General features: G+C 40.2%; 22 protein-coding genes, 1 tRNA gene and 1 pseudogene. 14 read left to right on the top strand and 10 right to left on the bottom strand.

What is annotated here, in order from left to right; genetic code table 11:
* The 10 genes and pseudogenes from KKH91_02995 to KKH91_02950 form a co-directional block, all read left to right on the top strand.
* A partial coding sequence (locus KKH91_02995) for a cation transporter (protein MBU0951780.1) occupies positions 1 to 246 on the top strand: 246 nt, incomplete at its 5' end.
* 1 nt (position 247) lies between these two features.
* Positions 248 to 790: an NUDIX hydrolase gene (locus KKH91_02990; GenBank protein MBU0951779.1), complete on the top strand. Its 543-nt coding sequence runs from the start codon at positions 248 to 250 to the stop codon at positions 788 to 790.
* Positions 787 to 2013 (top strand): U32 family peptidase, encoded by a 1227-nt coding sequence (locus KKH91_02985; protein ID MBU0951778.1) that lies wholly within the window; start codon positions 787 to 789, stop codon positions 2011 to 2013. The genes KKH91_02990 and KKH91_02985 overlap by 4 nt, the downstream gene beginning before the upstream one ends.
* 69 nt (positions 2014 to 2082) lie before the next feature.
* Complete coding sequence (nikR, locus tag KKH91_02980) at positions 2083 to 2493, top strand: nickel-responsive transcriptional regulator NikR (protein MBU0951777.1); 411 nt, start codon at positions 2083 to 2085, stop codon at positions 2491 to 2493.
* Positions 2494 to 2573: 80 nt separating this feature from the next.
* Positions 2574 to 3218 (top strand): TonB-dependent receptor, encoded by a 645-nt coding sequence (locus tag KKH91_02975; protein MBU0951776.1) that lies wholly within the window; start codon positions 2574 to 2576, stop codon positions 3216 to 3218.
* Between the two features lie 21 nt (positions 3219 to 3239).
* Positions 3240 to 3923 (top strand): cobalt transporter CbiM, encoded by a 684-nt coding sequence (cbiM, locus tag KKH91_02970; GenBank protein ID MBU0951775.1) that lies wholly within the window; start codon positions 3240 to 3242, stop codon positions 3921 to 3923.
* The gene (locus KKH91_02965; protein ID MBU0951774.1) at positions 3923 to 4255 is read left to right on the top strand and encodes a PDGLE domain-containing protein; all 333 of its coding nucleotides are present in this window, start codon (positions 3923 to 3925) and stop codon (positions 4253 to 4255) included. Before cbiM ends, KKH91_02965 begins: the two co-directional genes overlap by 1 nt.
* Entirely contained in the window at positions 4239 to 4970 is a 732-nt protein-coding gene (gene cbiQ, locus KKH91_02960; protein MBU0951773.1) for a cobalt ECF transporter T component CbiQ, read from the top strand. The genes KKH91_02965 and cbiQ overlap by 17 nt, the downstream gene beginning before the upstream one ends.
* Positions 4967 to 5769 (top strand): annotated as a pseudogene (locus tag KKH91_02955) (energy-coupling factor ABC transporter ATP-binding protein). Before cbiQ ends, KKH91_02955 begins: the two are co-directional and overlap by 4 nt.
* A gap of 3 nt (positions 5770 to 5772) precedes the next feature.
* Entirely contained in the window at positions 5773 to 6228 is a 456-nt protein-coding gene (locus KKH91_02950) for an LEA type 2 family protein (GenBank protein MBU0951772.1), read from the top strand.
* Between the two features lie 19 nt (positions 6229 to 6247).
* Here the strand turns inward: KKH91_02950 and amrA are convergent, their stop codons facing one another.
* Positions 6248 to 6802: an AmmeMemoRadiSam system protein A gene (gene amrA, locus KKH91_02945; GenBank protein ID MBU0951771.1), complete on the bottom strand. Its 555-nt coding sequence runs from the start codon at positions 6800 to 6802 to the stop codon at positions 6248 to 6250.
* Between the two features lie 527 nt (positions 6803 to 7329).
* On the opposite strand from amrA, the gene KKH91_02940 reads away from it, so the two are divergent.
* Positions 7330 to 7668, top strand: coding sequence for a hypothetical protein (locus KKH91_02940; GenBank protein MBU0951770.1), 339 nt, complete (start codon positions 7330 to 7332; stop codon positions 7666 to 7668).
* Between the two features lie 87 nt (positions 7669 to 7755).
* Positions 7756 to 7923: a hypothetical protein gene (locus KKH91_02935; protein ID MBU0951769.1), complete on the top strand. Its 168-nt coding sequence runs from the start codon at positions 7756 to 7758 to the stop codon at positions 7921 to 7923.
* A gap of 7 nt (positions 7924 to 7930) precedes the next feature.
* On the opposite strand, the gene KKH91_02930 is transcribed toward KKH91_02935, so the two are convergent.
* The 8 genes from KKH91_02930 to KKH91_02895 form a co-directional block, all read right to left on the bottom strand.
* Positions 7931 to 10369, bottom strand: coding sequence for an extracellular solute-binding protein (locus KKH91_02930; protein ID MBU0951768.1), 2439 nt, complete (start codon positions 10367 to 10369; stop codon positions 7931 to 7933).
* The gene (locus tag KKH91_02925) at positions 10347 to 11615 is read right to left on the bottom strand and encodes a Gfo/Idh/MocA family oxidoreductase (GenBank protein MBU0951767.1); all 1269 of its coding nucleotides are present in this window, start codon (positions 11613 to 11615) and stop codon (positions 10347 to 10349) included. The genes KKH91_02930 and KKH91_02925 overlap by 23 nt, the downstream gene beginning before the upstream one ends.
* A 237-nt stretch (positions 11616 to 11852) precedes the next feature.
* The gene (locus tag KKH91_02920) at positions 11853 to 12509 is read right to left on the bottom strand and encodes an ABC transporter ATP-binding protein (protein MBU0951766.1); all 657 of its coding nucleotides are present in this window, start codon (positions 12507 to 12509) and stop codon (positions 11853 to 11855) included.
* Position 12510: 1 nt separating this feature from the next.
* On the bottom strand, positions 12511 to 13641 hold the full coding sequence (locus KKH91_02915; GenBank protein ID MBU0951765.1) for an ABC transporter permease: 1131 nt from the start codon (positions 13639 to 13641) through the stop codon (positions 12511 to 12513).
* Positions 13641 to 14471, bottom strand: coding sequence for a hypothetical protein (locus KKH91_02910; GenBank protein ID MBU0951764.1), 831 nt, complete (start codon positions 14469 to 14471; stop codon positions 13641 to 13643). The genes KKH91_02915 and KKH91_02910 overlap by 1 nt, the downstream gene beginning before the upstream one ends.
* Positions 14471 to 15835 carry an alpha-glucosidase/alpha-galactosidase gene (locus KKH91_02905; GenBank protein MBU0951763.1) on the bottom strand — a complete coding sequence of 455 codons (1365 nt, stop codon included), beginning with the start codon at positions 15833 to 15835 and terminating at the stop codon, positions 14471 to 14473. Before KKH91_02905 ends, KKH91_02910 begins: the two co-directional genes overlap by 1 nt.
* A 289-nt stretch (positions 15836 to 16124) precedes the next feature.
* Positions 16125 to 17543, bottom strand: a complete 1419-nt coding sequence (locus KKH91_02900; GenBank protein MBU0951762.1) for an FAD-binding oxidoreductase — start codon at positions 17541 to 17543, stop codon at positions 16125 to 16127.
* A gap of 13 nt (positions 17544 to 17556) precedes the next feature.
* Positions 17557 to 17703 carry a hypothetical protein gene (locus KKH91_02895; GenBank protein MBU0951761.1) on the bottom strand — a complete coding sequence of 49 codons (147 nt, stop codon included), beginning with the start codon at positions 17701 to 17703 and terminating at the stop codon, positions 17557 to 17559.
* 363 nt (positions 17704 to 18066) lie between these two features.
* Between KKH91_02895 and KKH91_02890 the strand changes: the two genes are divergently transcribed.
* Together KKH91_02890 and KKH91_02885 are read left to right on the top strand one after the other, a co-directional pair.
* Positions 18067 to 18153 (top strand) — tRNA-Ser (locus tag KKH91_02890).
* A gap of 28 nt (positions 18154 to 18181) precedes the next feature.
* Complete coding sequence (locus KKH91_02885; GenBank protein ID MBU0951760.1) at positions 18182 to 20719, top strand: glycogen/starch/alpha-glucan phosphorylase; 2538 nt, start codon at positions 18182 to 18184, stop codon at positions 20717 to 20719.
* Here KKH91_02885 and serS read toward each other — a convergent pair whose 3' ends face one another.
* Positions 20720 to 21988, bottom strand: coding sequence for a serine--tRNA ligase (gene serS / locus KKH91_02880; GenBank protein ID MBU0951759.1), 1269 nt, complete (start codon positions 21986 to 21988; stop codon positions 20720 to 20722).
* Between the last annotated feature and the right edge of the window lie 235 nt (positions 21989 to 22223).

The following is a 22223-nucleotide window of genomic DNA, read 5'->3' as shown; positions in this document are numbered from 1 at the left end:
GATAATGAAATAGAAATAATAAAAAATTTGATCCTGAGTGAACCTGAAGTAAAGGCTTTTCACAGGCTTCGAACCAGGAAATCGGGCCCTCAGCGGCAAATTGATTTTCATATTCAGGTTGTAAAATCTCTCCACATAGATAAAGCCCACAGGCTTACCGAAATACTTGAAGAAAAGATACAACAGAGCCTTAATAATGCCGATGTTGTAATCCATGTTGAACCAATCGAACATACTGAAAAATAACATGAATTTTAAAGAAAAATTTGTTGAACGAAAAGTGCTCGCAAAAGGTTGTATACTAGATTTTGTGATGGATACAGTCCTATTGCCGAATAAAAAGTTGGCTAAAAGAGAGTTTACGTTAAACCCTAAAGCCGTGGCTGTTCTTCCTTTAATTGATTCAAAACATATAGTTATGGTAAAACAGTTCAGGTACCCTTTAAACCGTGTTACCTACGAAATTCCCGCAGGAAAAGTTGATAAAGGCGAAAACAATTTGAATTGCGTTAAAAGGGAACTTACAGAAGAAGCGGGTTTCAAGGCCTCAAAAATTAGAAAGCTTCTGCATTATTTCCCAACACCGGCCTTTTCTACCGAAGATTTGGCTATTTATATCGCCACCGGGTTAAAACCCGTAGATAGTAATCCTGATGACGATGAATTTATTGAACGGGTTATCCTGCCTTTGGATAAGGTTCTTCACTGGATAAAGATAAACAAAATTTGCGATTCCAAAACGCTGATTGCTCTTTTATACTATAGCTTTTTTAAAAACCAGATAAAATGAAAAAACCTGAATTGTTGTCGCCGGCAGGAAATCTGGAGAATTTGAAGGTTGCTTTTACTTATGGAGCAGATGCCGTTTATTTAGCAGGAAAAAAATATGGGTTGCGTGCCAAGGCGGATAACTTCACCCTGGATGAAATAAAAGAAGGCGTAGATTTTGCCCACAAGCAGTCCCCGGGCAAAAAGGTTTACGTAACATTAAATATAATCCCTCACAATAGCGACCTGGAAGGCCTGCCGGAATATATTAAAGCATTAGAAAATATTAAAATAGACGGAGTTATTGCTTCAGACCCCGGAATAATTTCTTTAATAAAAGAAATTTCTCCAGAAATGCCGATGCACCTGAGTACCCAAGCGAATAATACCAATTATAAAAGCGCGGCTTTCTGGCATGATTTAGGAATTAAAAGGGTTACACTTGCCAGGGAACTTTCTTTTGAAGAAATAAAGGAAATAGTTAATAAAACACCTGATACACTGGAATTGGAAGTTTTTGTTCATGGTTCTGTTTGCATATCATATTCCGGAAGGTGTATGCTTAGTAAATATATGATAAACAGAGACGCCAATAGGGGTGAATGCGCACATCCCTGCAGGTGGCTATACAGCGTACAGGAAGAAAAACGGCCGGGCGAATATTATGATGTGTATGAGGATGATAAAGGTTCTTATATATTTAACTCCAGGGATATGTGTTTACTGGAACATGTTCCTGCGCTGATTGATGCGGGGGTAACGAGTTTTAAAATTGAAGGAAGGATGAAGAGTTCTTATTATGTTGCTGTGGTTACGTCAGTTTATAGAAAAGCGATTGATGATTATTTAAACAGCCCTGAAGGTTACAGACTGGACCCGAAAATTATTGAGGAATTAAAAAAAATCAATCACAGAAAATATTCAACCGATTTTTTTAATTCAAAACCCGGAAGTGAAGAATATATTTATGATTCTCCCGGCTATACTTGTCCGTATTTATACCTTGGAATAGTTTTAGAGTATGACTCTGAGACAAAGTTGGCAGAAGTCTGTCAGCAAAATAAAATAGTTAAGGGTGATCAAATTGAAGTTATCGGCCCGGGCCGAAATTTTTTTATACAAACTGTCACCGAAATGTTTAATGAAAAAAATGAGCCGGTAGATTCCGCTTTAATACCGCAGTGTATGGTTAAAATCAAAATGAATCAGCCCGTAAAACCTCTGGACATGCTGAGAAAAAAATAGCCTATTGCAATATTTTATTAAAAGTGCTATGATTATGAAAATCGTAGCACAATACTTAAGGAAAAGTTAATGGCAAATCTGGTTCGTTTCGGTGTTTCTTTAGCAAAAGATCTTCTTGCTAAATTTGATTCGGTGATACGCGATCAGGAATACCCGTCACGCTCAAAAGCTATTGAAGATTTAATTAATAGAGCTATAAATGAATATAAGTTCACTGATGACAGAACCATTATAATCGGTTCTATTGATATTGTTTACGACCATCATAAACGCGAGCTTCTGAACAAACTCACAGATATCCAGCACGATTTCCAGGAAATAATCCTTTCTTCCCAGCATATCCACTTAGACCATCATAACTGTTTTGAAATAGTCATAGTAAAAGGCGAAAAAGGGAAAATAGAAAAACTTTCTGCGCTCATAAAATCAGCAAAGGGGGTGAAGCATAGTTTATTAAGATTAGCAAGCGCGGCAGAATAAGGGTACTATATTTTTTTTGTTTTATCGTAGCACGAATGTAGCAAACGTAGCAACTATTTAATAAAAAGGAGGTGTCGGTTATGAGGTTTGTAGCTGTGATCTGGTGTTTGCTTCTTTTTAATTCTATTTTGTTTGCAGCTCATCCATTAGCAACGGATGATGCCGGGACTGTGGATGTAGCCAAACATGAAATGGAGGTCGGTTACGATAATTCAAAAGTAGGCAATGATTTAAGAAATATTTCCAGCGGTTTATCCCTGAAACAGGGCCTTACAGAAAGAATGGATATTGGTGTGTCTTTCCCTTATCAGATGGATCCAACGCAAGATGAAAGGTTTGGAGAAGCTGTGCTTGGGGTTAAGTTTGCTTTAGTAAAAGATGTGTTTGCGTTAACCTTCAGTAATGAATTGGGAGAAAAAGAATATTTGATTAACGGGATATACACAAAAGAATTTTCAAAAGCAGTAGTTCATTTTAATCTCGGTTATTCAGCGACCGGCGACCCGACTATTAAGGGTGCAGCTGTTTATAGTTCTGCTTTTGAAATACCCGTGAACAAGTTTGATTTAATCGGAGAAGTTGCAGGTGATACAAATGATAATAATACATGGCTTCTTGGAGCCAGGTATAGAATTACGGAAAATATTGTTGTAGATGCAGGTTATGGAAGAAGTTTTAATACTTCCGATGATAAAACAATATTAGGGTTTCATTGCGAATTTTGATAAAATAAACGGGAGGATATTATGCACATACCTGATGGATATTTAGGGCCGGCAACTTGCGGTGTTTTTTACGCTGTGATGCTGCCGGTTTGGGCGTTTGCTTCAAAAATTGTAAAAAAAACTCTTAAAGCAAAACAGGTGCCGATGCTTGCAATAGGCGCTGCATTCAGTTTTGTGATTATGATGTTCAATGTACCGATTCCAGGGGGAACTACCGGCCACGCAGTGGGAGGGGTTCTGGTAGCTATCCTTTTAGGCCCCTGGGCGGCTTGTATTGCCATAACGGTTGCGCTTGTTGTTCAGGCATTGCTTTTTGGCGACGGCGGAATTACCGCTTTAGGAGCCAATTGTTTCAATATGGCGTTTGTGCTTCCTTTTGTTGCATACTACATCTATAAAACAATTAGTTACAATGCTCCGATGAATTCAGGCAGGCGTGTGATTGCTGCAGGGATCGCCGGTTACATTGGAATTAATATAGCAGCATTTTTTACAGGAGTTGAGTTTGGCCTCCAGCCGCTTTTACATAAAACCGCAACCGGGCAAGCTCTTTATTGCCCCTATGGTTTAGGTGTGGCAGTTCCAACTATGGTTGGGGAACATCTTTTGATTTTCGGCTGGGTTGAGGCAATTGTTACTGCCCTGGTGATAAAGTATTTGCAGAAGCAGGCGCCGGAACTTATTGCGGACGGGAGGGCAAACTAATGAAAATTACAACAAAATTATGGATAGGATTAGCGGTATTAATTATACTTTCTCCTTTAGGGCTTTTGTTGCCTGAACATTTCAAGGCAGGCGCTGCCTGGGGTGAATGGGGCGCTGATGAGATGCAGAATCTCGTCGGGTATATTCCGCAGGGCCTTGAAAAACTTTCCAGTATCTGGAATGCGCCTATACCGGATTATGCTTTAAAGGGCTGGGAAAAAAAAGGAATATCGCATTTAAGCTTGGCTTATGTTATATCCGCTGTTGTGGGAGTAAGCATTACCGTACTTGCGGTGTTAGGTTTAGGGAAATTACTTGTTAAAAAAGACTAATTTCATAGAGCGCTCTATTATGGGCGCTCTCTCTTTCTTTAAAGATTCCATTTATGCCGAAGAATACGCGCATAAAAAGGGATTTTTACAATTATTGGATTCTAGAGTCAAAGTGGTTGCGGTTTTGTTGTTGTTAATTTTAGTGCTATTTGTAAAGAGTATTCCAATTTTGTTATGTTTGTATTTCTTTTGTTTATTATTGTCGGTTTTTTCGAAAATTAATTTACTATTTTTCTTAAAAAGGACCTGGTTTTTCATCCCCTTGTTTTCGCTTTTTATAACAATTCCCGCGTTGTTTAGTTTTATTACGCCCGGGAAGGCATTGTTTGTTTTTAACAGTGGAATTATCATAACCAGCGAAGGTTTGTTCAGCGCGATACGATTTATTTCCAGGGTTGTTGCTTCAGTATCTTTTGTTATACTCCTCTCATTGACAACAAAAAGCAGCGAACTTTTAAAAACCCTGCGCGTTTTTAAAATACCGCAGGTATTCGTTATGACGCTTGGAATGTGTTATCGTTACATTTATTTATTCGTAGAAATAGTTGAGTATACGTATCTGGGGATCAAGAGCAGGGTCGGGCTGAAAGTGCGTCACACTAAAGGCAGAAAGCTGGTAGGCTGGAATATAGCCAACCTCTGGATTAGGTCCTACCATTTAAATAACCAGGTCTATAACGCGATGATGTCTCGAGGGTACAGGGGAGAACCGTGAGTGAACAAATTTTTGAGTTAAAAGATGTTTATTATGCATATCTTGGTAAATTTCCGGCATTAAGCGGTGTCAATTTGGGAGTTCAGGCAGGCGAAAAAATTTCCATAATGGGTGCAAACGGTACGGGAAAATCTACGATTCTTGCGATATTAGACGGCCTTATTTTTCCTGACAAAGGAACAATAAATGCATTTGGCAAAGAATTAAATGAAGACATTTTATCAAATGAGGAATTTTCGCAATTTTTCCGAAGCAAAGTTGGTTTTGTTTTTCAGAATCCCGATGTTCAATTATTTTGCCCTACCGTAAAGGAAGATATTGTTTTTGGGCCCCTTCAATTGGGAGTTTCGCAGGGAGAAACAATGGAACGGCTGGGAAAATACGCGCAATTGCTTGAAATTGAGGATTTGTTTGACAGAGCACCTCATCAACTGAGCATCGGCGAAAAAAAAAAGCTTCGCTGGCAACCGTATTGGCAATAGAGCCTGATGTCTTGATACTTGACGAACCCACCGCCGGATTAGACCCTTTAACAACAAGGCATATTGTTGATTTGATCCTGGAATTAAACGCAAAAGGAAAAACAATTATTACTTCAACACATGATTTGCATATAGTTGCGGAAATTTCCGATACCGTTTATGTTTTTGATAAAAGCAAAAAAATAGTCAGGTCAGGCAGTCCGCTTGAAGTTCTGGCTGATGACGTATTTTTAAAACAGAGCAACCTGTTACATATTCACAGCCATAAACACGACGATCAGATCCACTCTCATCCGCACTTGCACCTGGATCACTAAAAAATGAGAAATAGTAAATTAGTTTCAATTTTATTAATCAGCGCATGTGTTTTTGCCGCCGGCTGCGCAGGGCGGGATATACAAAAATGCAAGGTTACAACAAGCAACATTGAGGTGCAATCGGTTATTCCTGAAACCAAAATATTTTTGCCCGCGCAAGTATACAATCCAACAAAAAGAACAGTTAAAATAGACAGGGTTGATTTCAAAATATTTATTGAAAATTCCTATGTAGGGGAAGGCAGGATCCCGGAGATTATTGTAAAAGCTGGCGAAAAACATTCAGAGAAAATACCTATTAAAATAAATGCCATGGAGCTGCTGCTTCCTATTTTGATGAGATACTTGGGAAATAATCCGATAGAAGTAAGGGTGGAAGGCAATTATTATTATAAGTCTTTATTCGGTACTGTCAAAATACCGTTCAATAGCAAACAAACAGTTAAGATAAGTAATTAATTTTTGTAATCATCCAAAATCAATTTTCCTCAAACGCAAAAACAGTAAAAGTATAAAGCTCAGTTGAGGGATCTTTCCAGGCGTTTGCTTCTAATCCGGCTTTTTGCGTGCATAATTCGTTGAGAAAACCTTCTTTATCCGGCAGCTGTTCCCAGACCTGGGGTAAAAATATACCTGATTTCCCGCCGCGCCTTACAATTACCCCGTTTATATTCGGTTGAATTTCCTCTGCCGATTTTACTCTGGCAAGCGGCGAAAGGACAGAAATTTCTATTTTAATATCAGGTATTTCGTTTTCCATAACAGGACCAAACCTGTAATCCTCAAATGCCGCAGCGACTGCCATCTGCTGAACAGCCTGGTATAAAGGAAGCTGGGGTATAGTAGTGCCGATACAACCTCTAAGCTGATGTTTTTCGTTCAATGTAACAAATACTGCCGCAGGTGCCGTAAGTTCTTTGTCATTTGTTATGTAAGGAGGGATTGTTTTTGAACGCAAACGTTGACGTATCGTCCTTCTAGCAAGTTCCAGCAGAACCTTTTGATTCTTTTCCGAGATTTTAAATTCACCCATTTTAAGCGCCTCCTTAATGTTATCCTCCTGAGTCCGGAACTCTTTTTCTTTTTTACTTGATTTTATAAAAGCTGACGCCGAGTAACCAACTACTTTATTCTTATCGCCGTATGCCGGGGTATCCCCTGAATTTGCGTAATGGAGAACCCTCAATTTTATGCCGGTTTGCGCATCTCAGATGAGACTAGGGACTGGAAAATGATAACAAAAAATAAGATAAGTAAAATTACAATTTTATTCATCACAAAAATGATATATAAATTAATATGGGAAGTCAAACTATGCTGTGGTATAACAAATTTCATCAACTAACCTCGAAGTGGCATCATTTTTTCAGGACCAGATTTCAATAGTAAAACACTCGCTTTTTCAGCAAATTCTAAATTTCAAAAGTTCAAAAAACCCAAAAAACCCTGTTCAAAAAACCCTTGACTTTTATGTAAAGCTGGGGTATATTCATGTTAGGTGTAACCCTTACCAGAAAACGTTAAGATTCTTCAAATTAATTGAAAAAGGGGGATAAACAGTTGTTAAAGATTAAAGCATTAGTTTTGTGTGTAATGAGCGGATTTATGGTTTTATTTTTTACGGGAATTTCTTCAGCCCAGAAAATGTCGGAAGAAGTTAGCAAAGAAGTGCTAAGGATGATAAGCAGAATAGAAGAGGTACAAAGCCAGCAGGCTGCGCTGATAGCGGAATTGAAAAGTTATTTAAATTCGCCTTCACCGGAAGAAATGGAAGCTAAACAGAAAGCTTTAGAAGAACTGAAAGCAAAAACAGCGGCCAAGGAAGATCCGAAGAAAAAAACAGTGCAAAAGAAAGAGCCTGACAGTAAAGCATCTGACAGCAACGATTCAGAGTGGTAAATTTTTAAAATAATAAACTAAAAAACTGAGTTTACCGGATATAATTGTACATACTCCGATAGGCCCAGTTTTTTTAGGTAGGTATAAATGAATCCAAGAGAAAGATTTTTTAAAACTGTCGAACACAAACAAACAGATTGGGTGCCTATAGACCTGGGCGGGTGGCTCTTTGGAATCAGGGAAAGCGGTCTTATCAAACTTAAGGACGGTATACAGGTTATTAGTCTGCCAATTTTTCTAACTTCACTTTTTTGAATTTTTATTATTCCGCTCTTCTGAAATCAGCCTGCTTCAATACCCGAAGCTGATAGAATGTAAATCCAATCAAAAGCGAACCCATAATCCATGCCATGCTCGTAGCATAACCGAATTTAAGGTACATATAGGCGTTTTCCCAGATATTCAGGCCCAGCACTTTTGTTGCGTTAGCGGGGCCTCCCCCGGTCATGGCCATCACCCTGTCAAACGAATGCATCGAGCCTATAAAAGTTCCGACAAAATTTATTATTATCAAAGGTTTCAGGTATGGTATAGTAATATATCTGAGTTTGCGCAGAATATTGCAGCCGTCGATCTCAGCGGCTTCGTACATGTCGGTGGGTATGGTTTTCAGGCCTGCCTGGTAAATTAAACTTGCAGAGCCAATACGTGCCCAGATCGAAGGTATCACGACGCATAACATCGCCAGCTTGGGATCGTCAAGCCATCTTTTTGGTTTTGAGATAAAATGCAGGGCAAGACAAAGTTTATTGAGCAGGCCTGCTTCTGAAGGGTCATAGAGTTGTTTCCACAATAAAATTACCATCAATCCGGTTATTACAGCCGGAAGGTAAAATACAGTTCTGAAAAAAAACTGCCCGACCTTAATCTCGTCCACCATCAACGCAAAAATTATAGGCAGGATAAAGCCCAGCCCGACAAACCAGAATGAATATTCAAAAGTGTGCAGCATTGATTCCCAGAACAACTTGGAAAAAATAACGTCGCGGAAATTTGCCAGCCCCACAAACTTATTGGGAAGCACCAGGTTGTATTCTTCAAAACCCATGAATAAACCCCTGAATAGCGGGTAATACTGCCAGATGATTATCAGCCCGACCGCGGGCGCCAGCATCAGCACCGGAAGAAAATAATATGATATTTTTTTCCTGTTTCTTTTTGTATCTTCAGTTTTAAAAGTGACTTTTACGATACCGTCGATAATTTTACTTGCAAAAAATCCCATAATAAGAGCCACGATTATCACTACAACCCAGGTAACTGTGTTTCTCTTGCGTTCAATTTTTTCAGGTATATAACCGAGCATTTTTTCTTCGGTAAGCTTGACCGCGTCATCCAGCAGTTTTTTTATATCGGTATCTTCGCTCATGACAGCAGATTCTATGGCGGGCGACATATATCTGTAAACCAGGTCGCAATTCTTTCCGTAGGGTTCAGGTTTTCCGTGCGCTAATGCTTCTTCAAGAGTTTTTTCCCATCCGGGCACAACCTGCCAGAGGTAACGCTCATAGCCGAATTTTCGCAGGTATTTAGGGTTTACGATTTTGGCATAGCCATTCTCAACCATTACAGTGGTTCTTACTTTTTTTGCCTCGTCGCTGGCCATGTATTTTATATATTCCCAGGCCGCATCCCGAGTGGCTTTGTTTTTAACGGTAGCATTTATCCCGAGCATGGAAGCATTTATTTCACTTATGCTGCCCTCTGGGCCCTCCGGGACCCGCGCCAGGCCCACTACATCCGGGTCTACAGTAGCAAGTACGGTGTCGGAAAGATAATCCGTAATCATGCTTAATTGCCCGTCTTTCCAGCGGTCATACATATCTAAACCGACATAACTTACTCCGAGGTGTTCTCTTCCTTCATAGTACCACTTGCCGATTAAAAGTTTCTGATAGAACTTTAAAGCAGCTGCAACTTCGGGCGTGTTGTAAACGGCATGCCAATCGCCTTTTTTGTCCTGCGTAATTACTTCTCCGCCGGCAGACCTTAAAAACGTCATAAACTGCCAGGCTGACCGGCCGTTGGTTCCTATAAAACCTAATCCGTACCTGCCTTGCCTGGACACCGTTAATTTTTTTGCATATTCATAGAGTTCATCCCAGGTATTGGGAGGTGCATTCATGTCCAGCCCTGCTTCCTTGAAATGGTCTTTTCTATACATCAGGACCATTACCAGATTATTGAAGGGAAGAAACCAGTAGTGGCCGTATCTTTTTACAACAGGCCTGATTTGCGGCTGGACTACATCATCAATTTTTATTTTTTCTTTCTGTTCCCATTCCTTGATGTAATCGTCAAGCGGGTAGAGAAAACCCTGGGTTATAAACGATTCTGATTTGCGGAAATTTATATACATCACGTCCGGAGCCGTGCCGCCGGCAATTGCCAACAGCTGGCCTATGTCGAATGAACTGCTGTTTGGTATTACGATCAGTTTTGAGCCTGTAAGCAGGATATCGGGGTGAAGTTCTTTGAAGCGTTCTATTAAAGCGTAATTTACTTTTTCAGTTATATCCCTGCCCCAACGGTTCGGCAAAGACCATAAATGGAGGGTAACCGGGTTTCTCGCAGTGCGAGCGGCGGTTCCGCCCGCGTAAGTTCCGGACAGGGATAGAATTATTATCGACAGGGCGGCTATTAATGTTTTGGAAAAAGATTTAGGCATTAGAAAAGCGTTATGCGAGCCTGATAGTTTCATGGTTTATTTTTACAGATTTATGCCCGGCTATACTTTTATTGGCCGCAGCTCCTATAAGCACGGCGCTTATGGCTTCTTCGAGTGTGGCGAGCATATTTGTAAGCTGTCTGTCGGGGTTGGAACCAAGCAGGGCTTCCCTCATGGCGGGGTCTGCGCCGCCGTGCTCGCCTTCAGCCCGTGGAATCGGAATTTCTTTTACGCCTTCATTTATTAAATAGAGCTGGATTTTTTCTCCGATGTGTTTTTCCATGCCGAAAACAGTAACATTACCTGCGAACCATCTTGTATCATGGACCATTGAATATTCAAGCCTGCCTTTGGTTCCTTCTATAATTATGTCAATTCCTTCATAAGAGGAAAAAGCGCAGAGCATAAAATTCACCAGCACGCCGTTTTCATAGCTGTAAATTACATTAGCCAGGTCTTCGGTAGTTATTCCCTTGTCATAGACACATTGGTCGCGAAAATAACTGTTTTTTTCTTCCGCATTCAGATACATTTTTTTTGAATCTTCGTTCTTAAAAAGGTCAGCGTAGAAATCACATTTATCCTTGTATTTATCGCACTCACGGCATCTTTTAGCGCGGTAAGGGCCGTTTTTTCCGTAAAAGCCTACTTTACCATTAGCGAAAACTTCTTTTGGTTTTGAGCCGATAACCCAATTTATCAAATCAAAACAATGACTTGCTTTATGAATAAGCAGGCCGCCTGAATTTTCTTTTAATCTGTGCCACCTGCGGAAATAGTCTGCTCCGTGGCACCGGTCAAGTTTTTCATTAAAAAAAACGGAAAGAGGTTTTCCTATTTTGCCTTCGGAAATTATTTTTTTTATTGTTGTCATAGCAGGCCCAAAGCGGAAATTATGCGCTGTAAATACCCTGCCTTTGGATTTTTTTGCCGCGTCAGATATTTCTTTGCACTGCTGGGAACTGATGCAAAGCGGTTTTTCGCTGATAACATCTTTATTCATCTTGAGCGCTTTTATTACATATTGCGCATGCGTGTAATCGGGCGTACAGACAATTACGCAGTCGGGGTTGAGCTCTTTCATCGCGAGGGCGAAATCCGTATAAACAGGCAAGGCTACACCCAGTATTTCTTTTGCTCCCTGTAATCTTTTAAGGCTGATGTCGTAAAGCCCGGTCAGAGTAGAATTATATGAAAATTCCTTTAATATAGGCGCTGCAAATGTGTTTAATCCCCGGGCTCCTGCCCCTGCAAGTAAATACTTCCTTTTATTGTCCACACTTCCTCCCTATTGTCTTCTTTCTCACCCAGTTACAATATGCGCAATTGCAAGTATCAACGGTTGTAATCAAAGGTTTTTGTTTTACAATTTCAATCGTATTATCAACCACATCCTTCGATTTCATCAGATAAACAGTGCTTAACCCTAGTTTTTTTCTTTGATGAGGCCTTTTTTAAATAAAATCTTATATTCTTCCTTATATTTTTGAACATTATAGCACCACTTCTACTAGTTTCAAACAATAGTCCCGTTTTCTAATTTCACCTGGCGGGAAACCTGCTGGCTCACCTGCGGGCCATGGGTGGTTAAAACAACGGTTACTCCTTCCTGGTTGATTTCTTTCAAATATTTTAAAACAATAGCTGTGTTTTCAGTATCTAAATTGCCCGTTGGTTCATCCGCAAGAATTATTCTTGGGCCCGTAACCAGAGCCCGCGCAATGCCGACTCTCTGGCGTTCGCCTACGCTCAGTTCTTCAGGCTTGTGATCCAGCCGGCTCTGCAGGCCCACTCTTTCCAGCGCTCTGCGGGCTTTGTTGATTGCGTCAGGATCGTTCTTTTTTGCAAGGAACGGCAGTAAAACATTTTCCATTGCGGTCAGATACGGCACCAGGTAAAACAACTGGAATACAAAACCAATTTTCAGCGCTCTTAATCTTGCTCTTTCGCGGCGGGTAATATTAAATATAGGCGTATCGTCAATATGAATGCTTCCGCTGGCAGGTTTTATAAGCCCTGCAATGCTGAAAAGCAGGGTGGTTTTGCCGCTGCCGCTGGAACCCATTATGGAAATAAACTCGCCGCTGTTGATTAAAAGGTCTATGTCTTTTAACGCGTAGATTTCTTTTGAGTTTTTATAAAAAATCTTTGTTAGTTTTTCAATTTTTATCATTTTATTCTGTCCTTAAGATTTCAGCGGGGTCTAGGCGTGTGGCTTTCAGAACCGGCAGAATACCTGCGGCCATTACCACCAGGCAGGAACATAAAAGCGAAATTAAAATCAATCCGGCCTCCGGTTTTACAGGGGCCTTTACTATTTTTGGTCCCAGATAAACAGCTATACCGGTGCCGAGTAAAAATCCGGCTAGAGCGCCGGCCAGGGCAATAAAAAGAAGTTTGTAAATAAAAATAAGCGATATCCTGCCTGCGGAAATTCCCAGGGCTGATAGGGTGGCAACTTCTATTTTTCTTTCCTTAACGTTATTGTATGAATAAATACCTAGCACAAAAACCGTCAGGATGAACAAAGATAATTGGAACCAGAAACCCAGCCGATCCATAAACAACCTGGTTTCGGTTCTTGCTACCGCCAGATTCCTGTAGACGATTATTTGCGTGTCCGGGAGAATTTTTTCAAGCTTGTTTTTTATTTCGGTGATATAGTCGCCGTAACAGATGCAGTTCATGGCCTCGATGGAACTCACCAGGCCCTTCAGGCCGAGCAGTTTTTGGGCAGATTTCAATGAAACAAATATACTTATGTCGTCTATACTGCCCAGAGGCTGTTTTATTTCTTCAACAAGAAATTTTGATCCGTTGATGTCGATGTTTTGGCCTTTTTTCAGGCCGAGGATTTTAGCCGCATCAGCTCCGAGGATTGCGTTGCCGTCCGAAATGGCAGGGCTTATCAGGTCTTTGGCGGAACCTCCCGGAGGATTTATTTCAGGCATAAGCCCGGTTAAAAGAAGGCGGTTTCCTTTTAAAACAACATATTTCTGTAATTTTCCTACGAAGTGCTGCGCTTCTATTTTGGAAAAACCGGCAAGTTTATTAACATAATTTTCAGGCAGTGTTTTCAGGGTGTATTCGCCTGCCCACAATTTTTCAGGGTCTGTTCCTTTCGGCAGGACAGCCAGGTTGTTTCCCAGGTCTCTCATCAGTATCCGCACCTTGTTTTTTGAGGCTTCGCTCATATTCCTTATAGAAACAACGGACGCTACAGCCAGGCTGACAAACAGGACGCTGATTAAAAATGACGCTTTGTTATAGCGCAATTCTTTATTGACTATGGACAAAATTTTCATTAATTTCCTTCACCTGAAATGGTTTCCATCAGAAGGTCTTCACCGTAAGATTCCGGGCTGTTCATGCAGCTGCAGTTCCAGTTGGCGGCGCGCATTCTATCAAGAATTTGATCCTTGGTGATTGTTTTATCTTTTAGAACGAACATTACTTTTGCATTGCCTAAAAGAAAGGCAACGCTGATATTTTTATCTCCCTGCGGAATTTCAAGATTTTTTAATAAAAATGATTCGTTAACATCGTTAGTGTCCAGCCAGAGGATACTTACGGTAATATTATACAGCTCTTCGCAAATTTTTAACACCGATTTCATTTCTGGGTAGAGTTTTTTCGCCTCTTCGCTCTTGCGGTCTGAGACATATAGAAGAACCGTGTTATTTTTTTTCTTTAAACTTTCAGCTATTTTTGTTTTCATGGGGCTTGCTATGATGTTTTCGATATCTTCAATGGTTACTTTTTTACCGTAACGCCGGCTCCAGATGATTTTCCCGGAAGGAGAAGCCAATAAAAACACAAAACGTTGGTTCTTCTTTAGTTTTAAATCTTTGTTAGCGGCATCCAAGTCCGCAGTGTTTTCTATCCTTTTTATCCAGATGTTGGCTTTGGAATACCGGATCCATTTCGCTTCGAAACTATCTACCAGTTTGTCATACTCTTCAAATTTTGCTTTCTTGTCCGCCCTGAAATAATACAGGTTGTAATTCTCGGGTATCCATTGTCTTGAATCTTCGGAAATTATTTTCAGGTTACAGCATAGGACATCTGTTTTAAAAATACAAAAAACAAAAAGTACCGTAAGGAAACTTTTAAGCAAGTTATTGATTTTTTTCATTATTTTAACTTCAGGTATTTTTTATTTGCGTTTAGCATTTCATTGTACATATTCCAGGTATCTTCCATCGATGTTTTGCAGAGAGGGTCGTTTAAAAATGCGTGAAATCCGAGTTGTTTATCTCCTTTAAGAACGGAATTTACAACCATTTCCAGATTGCACACGTGCCTCATCACAAGAGGATACAATCCGTCATGAATCCTTCCGGCCTTAATCGGCCTTATTGAGTTTTTTGAAAAATAAGCGTTGGTTTCTACAATGGCGCCCTTCGGGAGGTTTTCAATCTGTCCTTCATTTCTATAGTTTACATTTGTCATAAGCGGTTTTATACCGACAAGCGCTTTCATTAAATCAGTTCCTTCTTCATCCGAATGAGTCAATTTAAATTTTTCCTGCCCCAGGATTCTTTTTTTGAATAAAAGGGGGCTTGCATTATAAACTTTCAGCCTATATTCTATGGGAGTGATATCGACCCCCCAACGGTAAGCGGAATCTTCGCAAGTCAGGAACCAGGGCACAAACTCAGCCAGGTGCCTGTCGCCGGCTGCGGCTAAAATTCCGTATCTTTTAAACATTTCAAATGTAATTTGGTAGTGGCAGGTAAAAAAGTTATTTTCTTTTTTTATCTCTTTCTTTGTGTATTTACGGATAATGTTTTTTTGATTTATATGTTTTTTTACCAACTCCAGCAGGTCGCGCCCCTTCCAGGTTGCCTTATCAATAAAGGTGAAATGATTTATACCTAGGACATTGACTTTGATTTCCTGCCTTGGAGGAAGCGGGCATTTTAAATACTTTTTAGCCAAAGTTGCCAGAAAATTCTGGGCGCTGAAAACTTCATGGCAGCAGCCAAAAACTTTTAAAGAGGGTTCGGCAATACCTATTATTCTTGTGCAGGCGCTCATGGGGTTAGTGTAATTAATTACCCAGGCTTTAGGGCATATCTTTGCTATTTCATGCGCTATCCCGCTGTAGATGGGCACGGTCCTCATTATTCTCATTAAGCCTGCCGGTCCGACAGTATCGCCAACGGTATGGATTATGCCGTATTTTCTTGCTATTTTTAAATCCTGCCCCATCAATTTGAGACCGCCGGGGGTTATGGAAATTATTACAAAATCTGCATCCTTCAACGCTTCTTTTTGTGTTTTAACGGCTCTGTATTGCCAATCGGATAAAACACCTTTCTGTTTTTGAAGCCAGTTGCCGTATTCCTCATTCAACCTGGCGGCAGGCAGGTCAATGTCATAAAGGTAAACCTCGCCGCTTAATTCCGGGCAAAGGGCTAAATCCCTCATAAGTATATGAGTCCAGCCCCTGCTTCCTCCACCGATGTATGCGATTTTTACTTTGGCATGTTCCATAGTTTCTCCTTTTTAATACGCCTTGTTCAATGAAAATCTTAGCAAAATATTAGGTTGTTTTCAATTTTAATATTCAAGAAGTTTCTTTGCATATTAAGGAACTCTGCCTTCTCCGAGCAGGGTATAGGTCTTACCGTCGTGCTCTTTAACATGCGAGTATTTTACTTCATCAAATACAAGCCTAATAGAGAGGTCAATGGGAGTTCCAATTACAAATGAGTTTGTTATGTCCCATAATATATCGTAAATAAATTTGAAGAAAAGGTTAAACAGAAAGGTTTATAAAATATTAAAATATCTTTCCCGGATTCAGGATACTATTAGGGTCGAAGGCTTTTTTTATTGATTTCATCAGTTCGATTTCTTTTGGGTTTGAATATTTATAAAGCAGGTCTTTTTTTACAAGCCCTATGCCGTGTTCACCCGAAACTATGCCAGCCAGTTTATGTCCTGCTGAATAAATTTCTTCTTTCACCGCGTTGAAATTCTTTTTAAAATATTCAGCATCCAGCGGTTCCCAGGTGTCAACTCCTTTAAGATTGGCGTTCATTATATGGATATGGACATTTCCGTCGCCGGCATGGCCATAGATGGGAAACCACATATTGTATTTCTTTGATATTTTATTCACTTCATCCACAAAGTTAGCTATTTCTGAAATAGGAACCGTGATATCCAGCATTTCTATTGTATGTGATTTTAACGCTTCGTAAAAAATGCCTCTTATCGCCAAAATTGTTTCCTGTTTTTCGGCTGATTCCGCTATGAATACGTCAATAGCGCTGTTTGCCAGGCATACTTCGGATATTTGTTCGGCAATTTTCATCAATTCAGTATCGCTAGTGCTTTCGATTATGATCATCAAGTCGGCTTTTCCCTGGGAAACAGGCCATTTTTTATCAAGGTAGTTTTCGGAAATAGGAATAATGTCTTTTTCAATGAATTCTATCGCAAGCGGCATTATTTTATTCTGGAACAACAGCGGGACGGTTTGAATTGCGCTGTGTAAATCCTCGTAAGGAATAATAAGCGTAAGAAGATACTTGGGCAAGGGCAGCAGGTTTATTGTGGCTTTAGTGACTACACCAAGAGTTCCTTCGGAACCTATCAGCAGGTTCTGCAGGCTGTACCCGGTTGAATTTTTCATCAATTTACCGCCAAGTTTTGCTATAGAGCCGTCAGCGAACACAACTTCAAGCCCTCTGACGAAATTTCTGGTTACTCCGTATTTTATGGCCCTTGAACCACCGGCGTTTGTGGCTATAACTCCTCCGATAGTCGCTGATTCATCTCCCGGATGAGGGGGGAAGAACAGATTAGCCTTATTGATTTCCTTGTACATGTCTTTCAGAGTTGTGCCTGCCTCAACAACAACCATAAGATTATTTGTGTCAACTTCTACTACCTTATTCATATTTTCAAGCGATAAGACCACGCCGCCATAGAAGGGCACGCAGGCTCCGCACAAACCAGTGGCTCCGCCTCTTGCAGTAACGGGAAAATTGTTCTCATTTGCCAGTTTCAAAACCGCAGATACTTCTTCCGTGGTTTTAGGTTTTACGACAACTTCCGGGTATTTTTTTATTTCAGGCACGGCGTATTCGTCATGGGAATAATCTTCCATTTTTTCTTTTTCTAGTATTATGTTGCCTGTGCCGACAATGTTTTTTAACTTTTCAATTATTTCTGTTTCAATTTTTTTGTACATGCATAATCTCCTTTTATCCCAGGCAAATGGCTATAATCCCTGTTATGCCGCCGATAATTCCTAAAAAACCAAGCCTATTTATTTTCCCCTTGAAAAAGAAATGTGAAAACAGTGCTGTTGTAATAATGGTGCCATTGAGAGTAACAGGGAAGACAATCATTGCAGTTATTGATTCCAATGCTTTTAAAGTAAAAAAATACCCACAATGCTTCCCAAGGCACCAAATTTGATACTATCTAAAGTAAAACTCCTGTATTTTAAATTTAAAATAATTATGATAGTTATACTTAAACCGCATGCCGTTATAATCAAATGTATAAAAGGCATGCATATATATACTATAAATTTTATTGTTTTTCAATACCGAGTTAGAATTCAGGCTTTACAAGGATATTCTAAATAAGTATAATGAAAACTGTAAAACAGCAGGCGAAAATGGCACAAATATGGCACAAATGGCTTTTTTGCTTGTAGCTTATTGCGTTAAAAAACAAGGGTTTTACTGACGAGAAAGTAACATTTTGGAGAGATGGGTGAGTGGTTAAAACCGCTGGTCTTGAAAACCAGTGTGGGCGCAAGCCTGCCGGGGGTTCGAATCCCTCTCTCTCCGTTTTTATTTGGATTTTAAAAGGAGCACCATGGAAGAACAAAAAACTAACGGAACCGGTTCAAAAGAAGAACTTTACCGGGACTACAGAAAAAGGATGGATGTCGACGCCATCCGCCTTTCCTTTATTAACCACCTACATTACACCCGCGCAAAAGATGAATACTCCGCCACGGATTTTGACGATTATTTAAGCCTCGCCTACACAATCCGCGACAGGATTGTTGAAAAGTGGAGCAACACCCAGCAGAAATATTATAATATCAACGCAAAAAGAGTTTATTATCTTTCGCTTGAATTTCTCCTCGGCAGGCTAATCCTTAATAATATCATAAACCTCAAAATGCTGGACCAGACAAAGTATGTTATGAAACAATTGGGCCACGATTTTGATAAACTTCTGGCTATGGAGCCGGATGCTGGCCTGGGTAACGGCGGTTTAGGTAGGCTGGCCGCGTGTTTTCTTGATTCTATGGCAACAATAGGCATTCCCGGGTACGGTTACGGACTTAGATACGAGTTTGGTATTTTCAATCAAAAGATTGTCAACGGATTCCAGATAGAAGAACCGGAAGAGTGGCTTAAATATGTTTACCCGTGGGAAATTGCCAGGCCGGAATTTTCGAAAGTTGTTAAATTTTACGGCGAAGTTGTACAAAAAAAAGATGAATTCGGTAAAACGAAGTATATCTGGCAGAACACAAGAAATGTTCTGGCACTGCCTCATGATATTCCGGTAGTCGGGTACGGAAACGGTATTGTTAACACACTCAGGTTGTGGGCGGCGCGCGCTTCAAATGAGTTTGACCTGGAAATTTTTAACCATGGCGATTACATAAAAGCTATTGAGGACAAAAATTATTCCGAAAATATTTCCCGCGTGCTGTATCCGAACGATAATATCCTGGAAGGCAAAGAATTAAGATTGAAACAGGAATACTTTTTTGTATCGGCTACCTTGCAGGACATTTTAAGAAGGTACCAGAAAACTTTTGAGTATTTTGACAATCTTTCCGATCAGATTGCTGTACAATTGAACGATACTCATCCTGCTCTTGGAATATTGGAGCTTATGCGCCTCCTTGTTGACGAGTACAACCTAGAATGGGGCAAAGCCTGGGGAATAACTACAAAAGTATTTGCATTTACCAACCACACTGTATTGTCTGAAGCCATGGAAAAATGGCCCGTGAGCCTTCTTGAAAAATTGATTCCGCGCCATTTGCAGATACTTTATAAAATTAACGAGAACTTCCTGGAAAAAATCCAATTGGAATATCCCAATGACCCGGAAAAAGTAAAACGCATGTCGCTTGTAGAAGAAGGTTATGAAAAACAGGCCCGGATGGCTAACCTGGCCATTGTCGGCTCGCATTCTGTTAACGGAGTAGCAAAACTTCATACGGATATTTTGATTAACAGTGTTTTCAAGGATTTTTATGAGTTGTCGCCGGAAAAGTTTAATAATAAAACCAATGGTATTACTTTCCGCAGGTGGCTTTTGGCTTCAAATCCCGAATTATCGCGCCTGATTTGCGGTAAAATCGGTGATACGTGGATTACCGAATCCATGGAACTGAAAAAACTCGAGAATTCTATTGATGATGAAGAATTTCTGATAAAATTATATGAAACAAAGAAGTTAAACAAAATCAAACTTGCGCAATATGTAAAAGAAACCATGGGAATTGAGCTTGCTGTTAACTCTATATTTGATGTCCAGACAAAAAGAATTCACGAATATAAAAGGCAATTTTTAAGTATTCTGCATGTCCTGATAATGTATAACCGGCTGAAAAAAAATCCTGATTTAGATCTTGTGCCCGTTACCTTTATTTTGGGCGGAAAATCCGCGCCGGGCTATTATAGGGCGAAGCTCATCATCAAGCTTATCAATTGCGTCGCAGATTTAGTAAACAACGACAAAACAATTAAAAATAAAATCAAAGTTGTATTCATACCCAACTACGGCGTTTCTGTCGCTGAGAAAATTATTCCCGCAGCGGATGTAAGCAAGCACATTTCAACTGCGGGCAAGGAAGCTTCCGGCACCAGTAATATGAAGTTTTCGCTTAACGGCGCTGTTGCCGTCGCCACCCTTGACGGCTCGAATATAGAAATTATGAACGAAGTGGGGGAAGAAAATATTTATATTTTCGGTTTGAAAGCCGCGGAAATTGAAAAAATGGTTGCTTCGGGAAAATATAACCCGAAAGACATTTATAATAAAAATCCTGAAATTAAACAGGTTGTTGATATGCTGAAAAACGGCGATCTCGCCTGCGGAGACCAGGGCCTTTTCAAGCCTCTTTATGATTCGCTTATAAACGGTGTTGACGGTAATATGGCAGACCAGTATTTTGTGCTGGCAGACCTTATGAGTTATACGGAAACCAACCTGAAATTAAACAGTGATTACAAAAATAAGATCGGATGGCAGAAAAAATCGCTGAAAAATATCGCAAATATGGGTTATTTTTCAAGCGACCGTACAATAAGGGCCTACATGGAAGAAATCTGGAATATAAAACCTGTAGAAATGAATAAAACAGCGAAGGAAAAACCTTAGCTACTTTATTTCTTTGAAGTCCAGATATTTCTGAAGCGCGTCTGGTATCTTAACTGAGCCGTCACCGCGCTGGTAATTTTCCAAAATAGCTGCAAAAATCCTGCCCACAGCCAACCCTGAACCATTGAGTGTATGCACAAATTCTTTTGTGCCGTTTTCACGTTTGAATTTTATATTCATCCGGCGCGCCTGGAAATCCTTAAAATTACTGCACGAAGAAACTTCCCGCCACAAATTCTCGCCCGGCATCCAGACTTCCAGGTCATAAGTTTTGCTGGATGAAAAACCCAGGTCTCCTGTAGAAAGCGCAACAGTCCTGTACTGAAGTTTCAGCTTTTTTAACACTTCTTCCGCATTAAGCGTAAGTTTTTCGAGTTCGTCCATGGAATCTTCAGGCCTGGTGAATTTTACCAGTTCAACTTTATTGAATTGGTGGTTTCTTATCAGCCCTTTTGTGTCTTTTCCGTAGGATCCTGCTTCGCGCCTGAAACAGGCGGAGTAAGAAACGTATTTTATCGGCAATTCTTTTTCAGCCAGTATTTCATCGCGGTGCATATTTGTTACGGAAACTTCTGCTGTAGGAGTAAGGTACAAATCATCTTCCGCGCATTTATAAAGTTCTTCTGCAAATTTCGGCAGTTGGCCTGTGCCGGTTGCGGATTTTGTGTTAACCATGTAAGGCCCGAATATTTCCGTGTAGCCGTGTTCCTTTGTATGCAAATCCAGCATGAACGTAAAAATTGCGCGTTCCAAAGCGGCGCCCTTGCCTCTGTAAAGAGCGAACCTCGAACTTGAAATTTTAGCTGCCCTTTCAAAATCCAGTATCCCCAGGCGTTCACCAATGTCCCAGTGGCCTTCCGGCTTACCTGTATCGGGAATTATTTCTTTTTGGGTTTGGCGGATAACCTTGTTTTGCTCAGCTGATTCACCGACAGGCACTGTGTCGTCGGGAATATTGGGTATCATTAAAACAAAATCGTTGATTTGTTTTTCAATTCCCGTTAAAGTATTTTCTTTTTCTGAAAGATTTTTCGCGATTTCAACGCTTTGCGCAGACGCAGTATCGGTGTTTTTCCCGTCTTTTTTTAGTTTGGCGAACTCATCGGATATTTTTTTACGGTCGGCGCGCAATGTGTCGGTTTGCACAATCAAAGCCCGTCTGGATTTCTCCCAGTTTAAAAAGTCGTCAAGCGAAATCTTTGAATTTCTTTTCTTTAACGCGTCCTTCACCTTTTCTGTGTTTTCCCTGATAAACTTTAAATCAAGCATAGTTACCTCTCTTTACTGGTATTATATAAATTCAGCGAGAAAAATGCAAAGCTTGGGTGTGATTAATACGGATTAATACGGACAGGTTAATACGGAATCCGATATTGAAAAGCTACTATAGACGGAAAATTAAAAAAGTAGATTCACTTGGCAGGTGAAAAAGAAAGAAAAAAGCCTCGTTTTTTGGTATAATTTCGTTATCGACGGAAAAACACCAAAAAGGAGGCTTAGATAT

It is taken from the genome of Elusimicrobiota bacterium (assembly GCA_018816525.1).
Lineage (GTDB): Bacteria > Elusimicrobiota > Endomicrobiia > CG1-02-37-114 > XYA2-FULL-39-19 > OXYB2-FULL-48-7.
Note: the sequence above shows the minus strand (reverse complement) of the source record. Positions and strands in the feature narration are given on the sequence as shown.

Bases quoted from the DNA above. Each gene is read 5' to 3' on its own strand.
- KKH91_02935 (MBU0951769.1), top strand. From the start codon at position 7,756: ATGAATCCAAGAGAAAGATTTTTTAAAACTGTCGAACACAAACAAACA.
- KKH91_02900 (MBU0951762.1), bottom strand. From the start codon at position 17,543: ATGTACAAAAAAATTGAAACAGAAATAATTGAAAAGTTAAAAAACATT.
- KKH91_02895 (MBU0951761.1), bottom strand. From the start codon at position 17,703: ATGATTGTCTTCCCTGTTACTCTCAATGGCACCATTATTACAACAGCA.
- nikR (MBU0951777.1), top strand. From the start codon at position 2,083: ATGGCAAATCTGGTTCGTTTCGGTGTTTCTTTAGCAAAAGATCTTCTT.
- KKH91_02985 (MBU0951778.1), top strand. From the start codon at position 787: ATGAAAAAACCTGAATTGTTGTCGCCGGCAGGAAATCTGGAGAATTTG.
- KKH91_02910 (MBU0951764.1), bottom strand. From the start codon at position 14,471: ATGAAAAAAATCAATAACTTGCTTAAAAGTTTCCTTACGGTACTTTTT.
- KKH91_02905 (MBU0951763.1), bottom strand. From the start codon at position 15,835: ATGGAACATGCCAAAGTAAAAATCGCATACATCGGTGGAGGAAGCAGG.
- KKH91_02965 (MBU0951774.1), top strand. From the start codon at position 3,923: ATGAAAATTACAACAAAATTATGGATAGGATTAGCGGTATTAATTATA.
- KKH91_02990 (MBU0951779.1), top strand. From the start codon at position 248: ATGAATTTTAAAGAAAAATTTGTTGAACGAAAAGTGCTCGCAAAAGGT.
- KKH91_02920 (MBU0951766.1), bottom strand. From the start codon at position 12,509: ATGATAAAAATTGAAAAACTAACAAAGATTTTTTATAAAAACTCAAAA.
- amrA (MBU0951771.1), bottom strand. From the start codon at position 6,802: ATGGGTGAATTTAAAATCTCGGAAAAGAATCAAAAGGTTCTGCTGGAA.
- KKH91_02930 (MBU0951768.1), bottom strand. From the start codon at position 10,369: ATGAAACTATCAGGCTCGCATAACGCTTTTCTAATGCCTAAATCTTTT.
- KKH91_02950 (MBU0951772.1), top strand. From the start codon at position 5,773: ATGAGAAATAGTAAATTAGTTTCAATTTTATTAATCAGCGCATGTGTT.
- cbiM (MBU0951775.1), top strand. From the start codon at position 3,240: ATGCACATACCTGATGGATATTTAGGGCCGGCAACTTGCGGTGTTTTT.
- KKH91_02885 (MBU0951760.1), top strand. From the start codon at position 18,182: ATGGAAGAACAAAAAACTAACGGAACCGGTTCAAAAGAAGAACTTTAC.
- serS (MBU0951759.1), bottom strand. From the start codon at position 21,988: ATGCTTGATTTAAAGTTTATCAGGGAAAACACAGAAAAGGTGAAGGAC.
- KKH91_02975 (MBU0951776.1), top strand. From the start codon at position 2,574: ATGAGGTTTGTAGCTGTGATCTGGTGTTTGCTTCTTTTTAATTCTATT.
- KKH91_02915 (MBU0951765.1), bottom strand. From the start codon at position 13,641: ATGAAAATTTTGTCCATAGTCAATAAAGAATTGCGCTATAACAAAGCG.